The 12504-nt window shown below is 45.5% G+C and carries 11 protein-coding genes; 5 read left to right on the top strand and 6 right to left on the bottom strand.

The annotated features are described in order from the left end of the window. Positions 1-30: 30 nt before the first annotated feature. The 4 genes from yajC to ACZ5PW_RS13505 all read left to right on the top strand — a co-directional run bounded on the left by yajC (position 31) and on the right by ACZ5PW_RS13505 (position 4297). Positions 31-390 carry a preprotein translocase subunit YajC gene (gene yajC, locus ACZ5PW_RS13520; RefSeq protein WP_464554518.1) on the top strand — a complete coding sequence of 120 codons (360 nt, stop codon included), beginning with the start codon at positions 31-33 and terminating at the stop codon, positions 388-390. Positions 391-505: 115 nt separating this feature from the next. Beyond that, positions 506-2107, top strand: coding sequence for a protein translocase subunit SecD (gene secD / locus ACZ5PW_RS13515; protein WP_464554517.1), 1602 nt, complete (start codon positions 506-508; stop codon positions 2105-2107). 12 nt (positions 2108-2119) lie between these two features. After that, positions 2120-3193 (top strand): protein translocase subunit SecF, encoded by a 1074-nt coding sequence (secF, locus tag ACZ5PW_RS13510; protein ID WP_464554516.1) that lies wholly within the window; start codon positions 2120-2122, stop codon positions 3191-3193. Positions 3194-3478: 285 nt separating this feature from the next. Further along, a complete protein-coding gene (locus tag ACZ5PW_RS13505) occupies positions 3479-4297 on the top strand; it encodes a sulfotransferase family 2 domain-containing protein (protein ID WP_464554515.1) in 819 nt (272 codons plus the stop codon). 263 nt (positions 4298-4560) lie between these two features. Here ACZ5PW_RS13505 and ACZ5PW_RS13500 read toward each other — a convergent pair whose 3' ends face one another. After that, positions 4561-5799 carry a hypothetical protein gene (locus ACZ5PW_RS13500; protein ID WP_464554514.1) on the bottom strand — a complete coding sequence of 413 codons (1239 nt, stop codon included), beginning with the start codon at positions 5797-5799 and terminating at the stop codon, positions 4561-4563. 446 nt (positions 5800-6245) lie between these two features. Here ACZ5PW_RS13500 and ACZ5PW_RS13495 point away from each other — a divergent pair, with 446 nt between their 5' ends. Beyond that, entirely contained in the window at positions 6246-7973 is a 1728-nt protein-coding gene (locus ACZ5PW_RS13495; protein ID WP_464554513.1) for an aldehyde ferredoxin oxidoreductase family protein, read from the top strand. A 144-nt stretch (positions 7974-8117) separates the two neighbouring features. Here the strand turns inward: ACZ5PW_RS13495 and ACZ5PW_RS13490 are convergent, their stop codons facing one another. The 5 genes from ACZ5PW_RS13490 to ACZ5PW_RS13470 form a co-directional block, all read right to left on the bottom strand. Continuing rightward, complete coding sequence (locus tag ACZ5PW_RS13490; protein WP_464554512.1) at positions 8118-8579, bottom strand: universal stress protein; 462 nt, start codon at positions 8577-8579, stop codon at positions 8118-8120. Between the two features lie 134 nt (positions 8580-8713). Continuing rightward, positions 8714-9694, bottom strand: a complete 981-nt coding sequence (locus ACZ5PW_RS13485; protein ID WP_464554511.1) for a 4Fe-4S binding protein — start codon at positions 9692-9694, stop codon at positions 8714-8716. A 105-nt stretch (positions 9695-9799) separates the two neighbouring features. Beyond that, positions 9800-10684: a dTDP-4-dehydrorhamnose reductase gene (rfbD, locus tag ACZ5PW_RS13480; RefSeq protein WP_464554510.1), complete on the bottom strand. Its 885-nt coding sequence runs from the start codon at positions 10682-10684 to the stop codon at positions 9800-9802. Further along, entirely contained in the window at positions 10681-11703 is a 1023-nt protein-coding gene (gene rfbB, locus ACZ5PW_RS13475) for a dTDP-glucose 4,6-dehydratase (RefSeq protein ID WP_464554509.1), read from the bottom strand. Before rfbB ends, rfbD begins: the two co-directional genes overlap by 4 nt. A 144-nt stretch (positions 11704-11847) precedes the next feature. After that, positions 11848-12336: a tRNA (cytidine(34)-2'-O)-methyltransferase gene (locus tag ACZ5PW_RS13470; protein WP_464554508.1), complete on the bottom strand. Its 489-nt coding sequence runs from the start codon at positions 12334-12336 to the stop codon at positions 11848-11850. Positions 12337-12504: the final 168 nt, after the last annotated feature.

Genomic DNA, 12504 nt, shown 5'->3' with positions numbered 1-12504 from the left:
ATTCGTACACAGTCTTTTCAGGAGGACGTAATGTTTTTTGCAGATATCGCTCACGCGATGGGTGCGGCCGGTCAGCAGGGCCAGGCAGGGCCCGCAGGCGCACTCGGTTCTTTTCTCCCCCTTATTTTGATGTTCGCAATTTTCTATTTTCTGCTTATCAGACCTCAGCAGAAAAAAGCCAAAGAGCATAAAGCAATGCTTGCCGGCATTCAGAGAGGGGACCGTATCCTCACCGCAGGTGGTCTTTATGGCCGCGTAATGGCAGTAGATGGCGATGAGCTCTCCGTAGAGCTTGCTGAAGGCATGCAGGTAAAAGTCGATAGATCCTACATTGCCGGACTTGCCAACCCTGCCAAGAAAGCTGAAAAAGAAGAAAAGAAAGACAAATAGATTTTTTTGTTAAGTGAAGCCTTACAAGGCAAGTCACTTTCCGGCCCGGTCCGGGGGTGCTTGCCTTTTTGGTGTTTTTGTAACCCATCCTATTTCTAATTATAAGGGAGAGGAGATGAACGGGAGTCTTCGTTGGAAAATTGTCCTGACCCTGCTTGTTGTTGCGTTTGGAGTTACCTACCTCCTTCCTTCACTGCCTGCGGTTCAGAATTCAGGCCTTGCTCGCATGCTGCCTGATGACAAAATCAGTCTGGGTCTTGACCTTAAAGGCGGAATCCACCTCACACTCGGTGTGGACATGGAAAAAGCCTTGGATAACAACCTTTCACGCATGGGGGATGATCTCAGAGCAATCGCCAGAGAGGACGGAATTATCGTTCTCAAACCCAAAGTGCTCAAAGGTGAAAGAGTTGAAGCAACTCTGCTCAAACAGGAGCAGAAAGATAAGCTTGAAGAACTGGTCAGGAAAAGTTTCAGCAATCTTACTATCATCAGCACCGCTGTTAAACCGGACGGAAAAGTCACTTACGTTTTTGCTCCTACCGCGGAATACAAAAAGTACCTGACCAAGCTGACCATGGATCAGGCCATCAAAACCATCCGTAACCGTATTGACCAGTTCGGCGTGGCTGAGCCGGATATCAGAAAGCAGCAGGGCAACCGCATTCAGGTGCAGCTCCCCGGCATGCAGGATCCGGAAAGAGCCATCAAAATCATCGGCAAGACAGCTCACCTTGAGTTCAAACTTGTTGACGAAGCCGCTGATCTGGAAAAAGCCCAGAAGGGTATTGTGGCTCCCGGTCGTGAAGTTACAGTTATCAGGCATAGACTTCCTGACGGAAGCTATGTTGAAAAGCCGATCGTTCTTATGCGTGAGGCCATGCTTACCGGTGAATACATCACTGATGCCCAGACCCGCTTTGACCAGTTCAACCAGCCTTACGTAACCCTGAACTTCAACAACAGGGGCGCGAGAATTTTTGAAAGGGTGACTGGCGAAAACATCAAAAAGCAGATGGCTATCGTTCTTGATGGAAAAGTTTATTCCGCTCCGACAATTCAGGACAAGATCTCCGGCGGTCGCGCTTCCATTACCGGCAGCTACACCACCGATGAAGCCCATGACCTTGCCATTGTGCTGCGTGCAGGTTCTCTGCCTGCTCCTGTTGAAATCCTTGAGCAGCGCACAGTAGGCCCTTCTCTTGGACAGGAGTCAATCGACAAAGGTATTACCGCTGCAATCGTGGGCAGTATCGCGGTTCTCGTTTTCATGCTTGCTTACTACGGTTTTGCAGGTGTGGTCGCAGATACCGTTCTGGTACTCAACATTGTGCTGATACTCGCCGGTCTGGCCGCTTTCGGTGCCACCCTTACTCTTCCCGGTATCGCGGGTATTATTCTGACCATCGGTATGGCTGTTGACGCGAACGTCATCATTTTCGAACGCATACGTGAAGAACTCAGAAGAGGGCTGACTGCAAGGGCTGCTATTGTTGAAGGTTACAGCAGGGCGACCCTGACCATTCTGGATGCAAACATCACCACCGTGATCGCAGCTATTATTCTTTACCAGTTCGGTACCGGGCCTGTGCGCGGATTCGCGGTTACTCTTACTCTGGGTATTATTACCTCGATGTTTACCGCTATTTTCGTTAGCCGCATCTTGTTTGAACTTTACACCTCCAAGCGTGACGCAGATGCGCCGCTTAGCATTTAAGGAGAGTGAATAATGGGATTACAGATAATCAAACCCGATACCAAGATTGATTTTATCGGATTCAAACGCACTGCGTTTCTTATTTCCGCAGTGCTGATTCTGCTTGGAATTGGCTCCCTTGTCATGAAGGGCGGACCCAAATACGGCATCGACTTTGCCGGTGGTATTGTGGTCCAGGTCAAGTTTGACAAGCAGATTGATGTTAAGGAAGTAAAAGGGGCTTTGAAAGCAACTGAACTTCCGGGATTAGTGGTTCAGAGTTTCGGTCATGAAGACGATCACGAAATTCTTATAAGAACTTCTTCATCAGAGATTAGTTCTTCTGATGTCCGTGACAGGATTTCAAGTGAGTTCAACGCCAATCTCAATGGGGCGCAGTTTGAAATTCAACGCCTAGAAATGGTCGGACCCAAAGTCGGTGCGGATTTGAGGACAAAAGCTCTTGAAGCTCTGTTCTATGCCGTACTGCTTATCGCCATTTACATCTCGGGACGTTTTGAGCAGCGCTGGTTCGCTGCGGCAATCATGGCCGGTGGACTTTTTGCAGGTATCACCGCTTTGCAGATGCTTGGGATGTCTACCGTGGTTCTGATCTTTGGAGCTCTGTTCATCACAGTGGGGCTATGCTGGTATCTTAAGCTCAACTACGCGCTTGGAGCCATTGTCGCTCTTATTCATGACCTGACTATAACTGTCGGTGTGTTCTCCCTGCTCGGCAAGGAGTTTGACCTGACCATTATTGCTGCACTGCTTACCATCATCGGTTACTCCCTGAACGATACCATCATCGTTTTTGACCGTATCCGTGAGAATATCAATGGCAAAATCAGTGACAGTCTTGCTGAGACCATTAACATCAGTATCAACCAGACCTTGAGCCGTACCATTCTGACTTCCGGAACCACCTTGCTGGTTGTGGCTGCTCTCTTTGCCCTCGGCGGCGGAGTTATCCATGACTTTGCATTGGCTCTGCTTGTCGGTGTCGGTGTCGGTACTTATTCCTCCATTTTTGTTGCCAGCCCCATCCTTCTCGGATTCGGCCCCAGCAAAATTGAAGAGGGTCCCGAAGGAGTTGAAGCGGCCTAAAACCGCATCTTCAAATTTGGCTATTCAGTGGCAGGAGCAGACATATGTCAGCTCCTGCCATTTTTTTATTCATGGACTCCACTGGAGCAGTGGTGGAATAAGTGTTATTGCAACTGTAATTAATAAGGATTAACAGTTGCTTCAGGAAGGTATAAACATTGCCTGCCGGTTTAGATGGCAGAAAATATCATGTTGTACGAATCTTAATTTGAATGTTAATTTGTCTTTGCCGGAATAGTAACCTGAAGAGCGTCATTGCTGAGTTGTAATCAATAAGGAGTATGTTTGCGTAATCCATTCTTTTTTCTGCATATTCCAAAAACTGCCGGAACAACGCTCAACCGTATTTTTTCAGCTAAATATTCTGAAAAAGAAATATGTTCCGTCTACTCAAGAGAAGAAAATGATTCTTTTGCAGCTCTTGTATCTGATGATCTTGAACAGATAAAACTAGTGCAAGGTCATATTTTTGTTCATGATTTTGATTCTTTTTTTACCGGTCCATTTGGGAAAAAAACTTTCACTTTTTTGCGTGATCCGGTTTCAAGAGTCGTTTCGGAGTATAATTTCCTGCTGAACTGGCCGAAAAGTCAACTTTATGCATATCTGAATGATTCAGAAATATCTTTGACGGATTATGTTACCAGCATGAGTCCTGAACTCGTATACAGAGGCAAGAATCAGATGACCAGATCACTTTGTGGTGATGGTGACAGCTCACCCGAGGCAATGCTTGAGAGGGCCAAGCACAATCTGCAGAGGATGCTCTTTTTCGGAATTACGGAAAAATTCGATGAAAGCCTTCTGATACTTAAAGACTTGATGGACCTCGAAAATATTTTTTATGAGAGAAGTAATGTCAGAAAGAAGAAAAGTAAGGTCACCGAGCAGGAACTTGTTGTTATAAGGGAGTACAACGAGCTGGATATAAAACTTTACAGCTTTGCCCGTGAGCTTTTTAAGCAGCGGGTTGATGACCTCGGTGATGATTTTAAACAGGTGGTCAGTCGTTTTAAAATAATGAATGACAGTTACCAGCGAATCGCGAAACTTCTTATGCAAAAAGAAGCTGATAACAATGTTGATTTTATAAACAGCAAATGATTAATGGGTAAAGTTTGTATTAGGTTTGCCTGGAAAGTCTAACACGGTATAATGTCATAAAATATCAAGATAGTCCGTGTTATTGGGTCTTAGTATAAAGCCTCCTTTAAATTATTTTTGGTTTCACTGTTTTTTTAAGCCGTTACATCAGGCTATCAAGCGAGATGACTCCTTGTTATGCAGTTTCTTGGCAGATGTTGTTTTATAAGCAATAAAGGGTGGACAGATTATTACCTGTCCACCCTTTATTGCTTTTCTCGGAATTAATATCTGAAAATCCAGGGTTGAATGAACACAGAAAAAAAAGTCCATACCGTGTAAACGGGTAGAAAATTACCTAACAATTTTTCGATGTCATTGAGAGATCCTTTATTAAGCCAATATCGTAAATAGCCATATCCCATCATTGCAAGGTTTCCGAACACTACTATATTTGAGCCTAGCACTGCGAAACGGTTGGAGGTGATCCCGAATTCGCTGATTCGCCAGCCGATAGCGTAAATGGCTATAAGGTCAAGGATCAGGGTTGATAGAATCATCAGGCTGATGACAGACGTTTGAAGCCGTCCCGACTCACGTTCTCCTCTACCTGTTAAAGTGAAAACCGCAGTTGCAAGTACGCAGAGCAGGAGTATGTTGTAAATCAGAAGTGTTGATCGCTCTTCAAGCAGTTCATGCGTATTCAGCGCCATTGCTCCCATGTAGAGTACTGTCAGTGTAAGCAGCAGTGGGGAAAAAATCTGTGCAAGCAGAGGCACGAGCTTTCTTGCAGCGGAATATGTGTCTGTGGACCATGCCGCAATAAGCGGAATAGAACCAAGCCCGTAAATTGCCATATACTCCAGAATCCATGCTTCTGACAGGTTAAGCATGGTGAAAACTCCCCCGGTGAGCAGCAGCAGAATGGAGCCTCCAATCATAAAGAGCCCGGAATGTATTATTAGTTCACCTGTGAACCTTAGGTATTCGATCCTGTCCTCATGCGAACGCCACTTCCCGCCTAGTCTTGCAACTCCATAGCCAGTCCAGAGAAGGAACGGGAGACTGAAACAGGCCAGCTCATAAACATCATCCCATTTGTCTGGAATAATCAGTATATTGGCTGTGCAAATGCCAATGAAAGCACAGCCCGCCAGAAGTCTTTTCCGAGGCCACTCACGCATATACATTGTAAATATAAACATTGCAGATAAGGGGATCAAAGCGGAAAACCTTGGATAAAAATCTGCTTCATTCACCGAGGTCCACTGGGGTATTTTTAGGAGACTACCAGCAATAAAGCAGATCAGAAGCATTATTGCTAAATCTTTGTAGCTGAGTTTCCGAACTTGATTCTTCGTATATTCCAGACGTGCTTTCCATGCGCGCAGCAGGATGGAGTCAGGATTGTCTTTCAGGACTTTAAGGTAGGTCTTTTGGAAGCTCCCGGAGTTATTTCTATATAAGAATTCCATTTCTTCCGGGTTATCAATGGCATCTTCAATTTTGGATTGGATTGTCATCTTCAGTTCCAAGAGGTTTTTAATAGGTTTAAAAGCTTAGTCCTCTTAATTATTATCCCCGGATGAATGAAAACGTCAATCATACTGATCAATTTATGCATCTACTATTGAGGGGGCATCTTTTCAAATAATGTGCTACCTGTAAAATGCCTAAAGAGAGTGTAATATTAGTGTTGTATTTTGAAATAGATAATAATTTGTATTGTAATTTGGTACTTTTGTATTTAAGTTCTGTGTATATTGGTCTTTTAAGGTAAAAATTTGCATCATATTTTTTAATATGTCTTAAATGATATAATTAATTTTGTTATGTGCTTACAGGGATATAATTTAAAATCTTTGACAATGTATTGGCTGCGTATATACTTGGCTCACTTATTAACAAAATTGCTTTATTGAACAGAAGGTTGGTTTTCTCTAATTTTTAAAAGTTCATGGAGGGTAAGATGCCCAGAATCCTCAGAATTAATACTCGTACCAAAGAGTTCAAATTTGAAGAGCTCGGTGACTATGCAGGCCTTGGTGGCCGCGCACTGACTTCTCGTATTGTAAATGATGAAGTGCCTGCTGATTGTCACGCACTTTCCGCTTCCAACAAGCTTGTGTGGGCTGCTGGTATCCTTGCAGGGTCCGGTGCTGCAAACTCAGGCAGAATTTCCTGTGGAGCTAAATCTCCGCTTACAGGTGGTATCAAGGAAAGTAACTCCGGTGGACAGTTTGCTCAGGTGATGCCCCGTCTGGACATTCTGGCTATCATTTTTGAAGATAAGCCCGAAGAAGGTGCAGGTTTCTCAATTGTTGAAATCTATGCGGACAAGGTTGAATTCAAGGATGCCGCTCCTATCGTAGGCAAGGATAACTATCCCGCACACGAAGAGCTGAAAAAAATGTATGGCGACAAAGCTGTAACCGCATTGGCCGGTCCTGCTGGCGAACAGTGCCTGGCAGCTTCAACCATTCAGTTTTCCGATCCCCATCTTAACCCTGCACGCTCCGCCGGACGTGGTGGAATGGGCGCAGTAATGGGGTCCAAAAAAATCAAGGCTGTCGTGCTTGATCCTGAAGCAAAAGGCCGTATGCAGCCTGCAGATCCCGAGAAGTTCAAAGCTGCCCGCAAGCGCTGGACTGAAATTCTCATGGGCCACCCTGTAACCAGTGAAGGTCTGCCCGCATTCGGTACTGCTATTCTCGTTAACATCATCAACGAAGCCGGTGCTCTGCCGACCAAGAACTTCCGTGATGGACGTTTTGAGCATGCAGCCGAGATTTCCGGTGAAAAGATTGCTGAAGTTATCGAGTCCCGTAATGGTAAGACCAAGGAAGGCTGCCACACCGGTTGTGTTATTCAGTGCTCTCAGCGTTATAACGACAAAGATGGCAACTACCTTACTTCCGGTTTTGAATATGAAACCGTTTGGGGTTTCGGTGCAAACTGCCTGGTCAAAGATATTGATGACATCGCCACAATGGACCGCATCTGTGACGAAAAGGGTATAGACACCATTGAAATGGGTTGTACCGTTGCTGTTGCAATGGATGGCGGAATCATTGAATGGGGTGATGGCAAGGCCGGAATCGAGCTTCTCAGTAAAGTTGGTACCAACGATCCCATGGGACGTATCATCGGTAACGGAACTGATATGGCAGGACGCGCTTTTGGTGTAGACCGCATTCCTACCGTTAAAGGCCAGGGACTGCCCGCATATGACCCCCGCTCCGTAAAGGGTATCGGCGTTACTTACGCAACCACCCCCATGGGCGGCGACCATACTGCTGGTTACGCTGTAGCTACCAACATCCTGAAAGTTGGTGGAGACGTGGATCCTCTTTCCAAGGAAGGCCAGATCGAGCTCTCCAAGAACCTGCAGATCGCTACCGCATCCATTGATGCTCTGGGCCTTTGTCTGTTTGTTGCTTTCGCAGTTCTGGATACTGAAGATGCAGTTCAGTGCATATGCGACCTTGTCGCCTCGGCACACGGTATCGAGTTCACCGCAGACGATTTCATCGCTCTGGGTGTGAACACCCTCAAGGATGAACTGGATTTCAACGCGAAAGCCGGATTCACCAAAAAGGATGACCAGTTGCCCCGCTTCTTCAGTGAAGAAAAGCTTGAGCCTCACGGTACTATCTGGGATTACTCTGTAGAAGATCTTCAGGCTGCTAAAGTATAGAGTTTGAAATGATTTGACGAAGGTTACCTGAGTATTTCATGAGCTGAATTCAGGGGTATGGAATTTATCCGGCTAACTTTCGTGGAGTTATAAGAATACGAAATTATTAAGCCCGGCTGAAAATTTTCAGCCGGGCTTGATTTTTTATTTGTTTTTTATGACGTGAACCGAAATAGGGGACTGTTTAATAACCTTGTCGGTAACACTGCCGATCACGTCCGATGCAGCTGTTTTCTTCTCCCGACCGAGTCCATGACTTGATAAAATAATCAGGTCAGCATTTTCCTTGTCAGCATGTTCCAGAATATTCTTTACCGGATCTCCAAGAGCAAGTCGGAGTTCAATAAGCGGACACTCCCGCAATTCTTCTTCACAAAGTTTATCCAAAGAGTTCCTTGCTTTCTCTATTTCCCAGTCCCTGAAGTCGTTCAGCCGGTCCTTATCAGGATAGTTCCCGTACGCCGGGAAGTAGGAGCAGAGATCAACAGCAGAGTAAAGAACTACAACTTTTGCTCCATACAGCTTCGAAAGGGAGACCACCTCGTCTATTGCTTCCTTAGAATAGCGGGATAGGTCTGTAGGCCAGAGAATTGTTTTAACTGACATGGTTTTCCTCCATGTTTGAATTTTGATTCATATTTAATGCTTATAATATCATTTTTAATTTAAAATACCAGACATAAAAAAAGCTGAACCGTTTCGGTTCAGCTTCATAATGATCACTTTTTTGAAATATAGATCTATTTACCCAGTTGCATGTAGTAATTTTTCAACATTTCAAGAGGGTAAGGTGAATCCCAGTGATTGGTTATCTTCGCCGCAAAGTAGTAAATCAGTAAAATCAGAAGGGAACCGACAGCAATTATGTACCACGGAAGTTTAATGCGGCTGAGCCGGTCGGTAACAGTGATACATCCATCAACCGGACAGGCCTCGATGCATTGTGTGCAGCCGACACATTCAGCGGAATTTATGGTTTCTTTCAGTTCAACTTCAATACCTCCGGGACAGGCCTTGTTGCATTTACCGCAATTGATGCAGCTCTCCTGATCGCGTTTGACTGCTACAGGGGAGGCTTTGGAAATTACACCAAGCAATGCTCCGTAAGGGCACAGGAAGCGGCACCAGAAGTAAGGAATAAATATTCCCAGTATGAGAATTGCACCGATCACCAGAGCGGCCGTTACGCTCAAATCTGAGAAAAAGAGCATCATCCTGGCTTCGGCTGTGAAGTTGTAAGGAGTGTGAATGAACGCGTCGATTTCCCGGCCGCCCATTTTTATGAAAACCGTATATACGAAAAAGGTCATCGCTACATATTTGGGAATGAGTAAGGCAAATTCAAGCTTACCTTTTACAGTTACGGTCTTTTTGATCTTACGGCCTATTTTATTGAGCAGATTGTGGATGAATCCAACAGGGCAAAGGTAGCCGCAAAATCCTTTACGAACGATGAGAGACATTACAATCACGGCAATAAAGATAGTCAGGCCGGCGGGATGAACTTCGTCAAAGATGCCCTGAGTTATAAGTTTCTTCAGTGATAACAGCGCGCTGATAGGCAGGAATCCTTCAACTGCACCGGGCTTAGTGACCGCAACTTCAGACTGCCCGGTCATGAATTCATAAAACAAATAGAAGCGGTAGCCAATCCAGATGCAGAAAAGAGTCATGCCAAGCTGAATGGTCTCCCGCAATTTTTTAGGAGATATCTTAATCATAGTGTTTTGGTATAATTTAAATATGTGGGTTCAGTCGCTTATGAAACTACTGGCGATGAACATAATTATTGTGCCGCTGGGGCAGCGTGATAACTTTTGGACTTGCTATTCTTCCAGAATATCACCGATGTCATTGTAGATGTAGTCCCTCAAAGCCTGTACCCACGGGCGGGGAGTAATTCCGGTGACATCAGTCAGTTTTGAAGTGTCCAGCACAGAGTAGGGCGGTCGTTGAGCTTTAGTGGGATATGCACTGCTCGGGACAGCGTCAACTCGGCAGTTTATTGCAGAGCAGGATATGGCTTCGGCGGCAAGTTCACACCACGAGGCCTTGCCCGAGTTCACCACATTGAAGATTCCATTGGCATCTTTTCCAAGCAATGCAATTGTGTATTCGGCAAGATCCGGAGTGTAGGTGGGGGAGCCTTTCTGGTCGTGAACAACGGTAAGAAATTCACGTTCCTTGGCCAGATTAAGAATTTTGAAAACAAAATTGGATTTGAAAGGTCCAAAGAGCCATGCTGTCCGGATAATCAGTACATTTTTGTACTTGAGATCAAGAAGTTTATTCTCTCCGGCAAGTTTTGTTTCTCCGTAGACTGATTGGGGATTGGTCCTGTCCTCTTCTGTATAAGGAGAGTCTTTTTTACCGTCAAAAACGAAATCGGTGCTGAAATGTATGAGTTTGCAGTTCCGCTGCTTGGCTATACGGCCAAGGCTTACAGGAAGCGTCGTGTTCAGCAGATGCGCCTGATTCTCTTCATCTTCAGCCTGATCAACCATGGTGTAAGCAATTGTATTGAAGATGAAATCAGGATTCTCACGGTCAAGCAGGCGGTTGAGGGCATCCTCATCAAGCGGATCGAAATCCGAGCGGGACAGGGGGATAGCGATCACATCGTGCTTTTTCAGCTTTTCAGTGAGGATCTGTCCCAACAGCCCGGTTTTACCACCGAGGATTACCGCTTTTTTGCCTTTGATTTCAATCATTTTCGTTCCCCATACCATTGGTCCATGAATTCGCGGTAAGCGCCGCTTCGTACATCTTCCAACCAGTCAGGATTATTTCTGTACCACTCAATGGTTTTCCGGATTCCCTGCTCAAAAGTCATGGCAGGACGGAACCCCAGCTCTTTTTCCGCAAGGGAGAAATCCATTGCATAGCGCATGTCATGTCCAGGACGGTCCTTAACATAGGTGATAAGGGATTCGTCTCTGCCCATGATGGACAGCAGTTCCCTGACAAGTTCAAGGTTGGTCTTTTCTGCTGCTCCTCCGAAGTTGTAAGCCTGTCCGGGGCGCCCTTTTAGTAGAGTGAGTTCGACTCCAGTACAATGGTCATCAACGTATATCCAGTCCCTGATGTTCGAACCATCGCCGTAAATAGGCAGCTGTTCACCAGCCAAAGCCTTGATGAACATCAAAGGGATCAATTTTTCGGGAAATTGATATGGGCCGTAGTTGTTGGAGCATCTGGTAATGGTTACGGGAAATTTGTATGTTTCGAAGTAAGCCCTCGCCATAAGGTCCGCTCCGGCTTTGGATGCGGAGTAGGGGCTGTTGGGCTCAAGGGGGTTAAGCTCTGTAAAAGCTGGATCTTCGGGGCCGAGAGTGCCATAGACTTCGTCCGTTGAGACATGGACAAACTTATCAATCTCAGCCTGACGGGCACATTCCAGAAGGTTTTGGGCTCCCAGTGTGTTCGTAGTAAGGAAGGGAGCCGGGTCATTGATGGAACGGTCTACATGAGACTCGGCAGCGAAATTGACAATTGCATCAATCTTATAGTCATTTAAAATTGAGGTCACAAATTCTTTATCGCAGATATCACCGTGAAGGAATGTGTAGCCGGACTCCTCGTCCTGTTCAAGCTCTATAAGATTTTTGCGGTTTCCGGCATATGTCAGCTTGTCCAGGTTGAAAATTTTCCAGTCCGGATGCCTTTCTTTCATGAGGTAGATGAAATTTGTTCCGATAAAACCGCATCCGCCGGTAATAAGAAGTCTCATATAATCTCCAGAATGAATTTTTATATCAGGGGCAACATACCCCTTGCAGAAAGGTTATGCAAGAAAGTGCATTGTGCAGCCTACAATTATTTCAGGGTGAGGTTATGCTTTTGAAATTAATTAATTCCAATGAAAATTTGTATTTTACCTTTCAAAAGCGACTTCAGTATCAAGGCAGGAAAGAGCCTGATAGAGAATGATCCCTGCTGAGGTAGAGAGATTGAGGCTGCGTATATTCCCGTTGATTGGAATATTTACAGCGTGCTCGAAATCCTTGAACATCCATTCAGGGAGTCCTCTTGTCTCCGGTCCGAGAACGAGGTGATCTCCGGGTAAAAAACTGAATTCAAAAAGAGGTGACCCGCGTTTGGCACTTGTTGTCACCAGACGTTTCGGCTGGGCATTATCTTTGTATTCCTGCCAGTTTTTCCAGACGGAAAGATTGACACTGGGCCAGTAGTCCAGTCCCGCGCGCTTAAGATGTTTGTCGGAAATGGAAAATCCCAGTGGTTCGATAAGATGGAGCGGAGTATCCGTTCCCGCACAAAGACGTGCAATGTTGCCTGTGTTCGGGGGGATCTCGGGCTCGAAGAGCACTATGCTGAAAGGATTAGTGAATTTTTCCTGCTTCATGGTTGGAATCGATAGCAGGAGATTTACAGTAGGGCAATCTGTTTGAGGGCATAAAAAAATGTCCGGATCAATCGCGGGAGGGAGGCAGAATCGCTTTTGGTATATTATTCTATTCTAAGCTGTTCGTTTCTGCCGTTTCCTGCACTCGCCTATTAGTCCAGAGCATTT

The organism is Maridesulfovibrio salinus, assembly GCF_055394525.1.
The sequence above is the reverse complement of the archived record's forward strand: the minus strand, read 5'-3'. Positions and strand labels throughout refer to the sequence as shown.

Coding starts and splice junctions, on each gene's coding strand:
- yajC (WP_464554518.1), top strand. CDS start 31: ATGTTTTTTGCAGATATCGCTCACGCGATGGGTGCGGCCGGTCAGCAG.
- secD (WP_464554517.1), top strand. CDS start 506: ATGAACGGGAGTCTTCGTTGGAAAATTGTCCTGACCCTGCTTGTTGTT.
- secF (WP_464554516.1), top strand. CDS start 2,120: ATGGGATTACAGATAATCAAACCCGATACCAAGATTGATTTTATCGGA.
- ACZ5PW_RS13500 (WP_464554514.1), bottom strand. CDS start 5,799: ATGACAATCCAATCCAAAATTGAAGATGCCATTGATAACCCGGAAGAA.
- ACZ5PW_RS13495 (WP_464554513.1), top strand. CDS start 6,246: ATGCCCAGAATCCTCAGAATTAATACTCGTACCAAAGAGTTCAAATTT.
- ACZ5PW_RS13490 (WP_464554512.1), bottom strand. CDS start 8,579: ATGTCAGTTAAAACAATTCTCTGGCCTACAGACCTATCCCGCTATTCT.
- ACZ5PW_RS13485 (WP_464554511.1), bottom strand. CDS start 9,694: ATGATTAAGATATCTCCTAAAAAATTGCGGGAGACCATTCAGCTTGGC.
- rfbD (WP_464554510.1), bottom strand. CDS start 10,684: ATGATTGAAATCAAAGGCAAAAAAGCGGTAATCCTCGGTGGTAAAACC.
- rfbB (WP_464554509.1), bottom strand. CDS start 11,703: ATGAGACTTCTTATTACCGGCGGATGCGGTTTTATCGGAACAAATTTC.
- ACZ5PW_RS13470 (WP_464554508.1), bottom strand. CDS start 12,336: ATGAAGCAGGAAAAATTCACTAATCCTTTCAGCATAGTGCTCTTCGAG.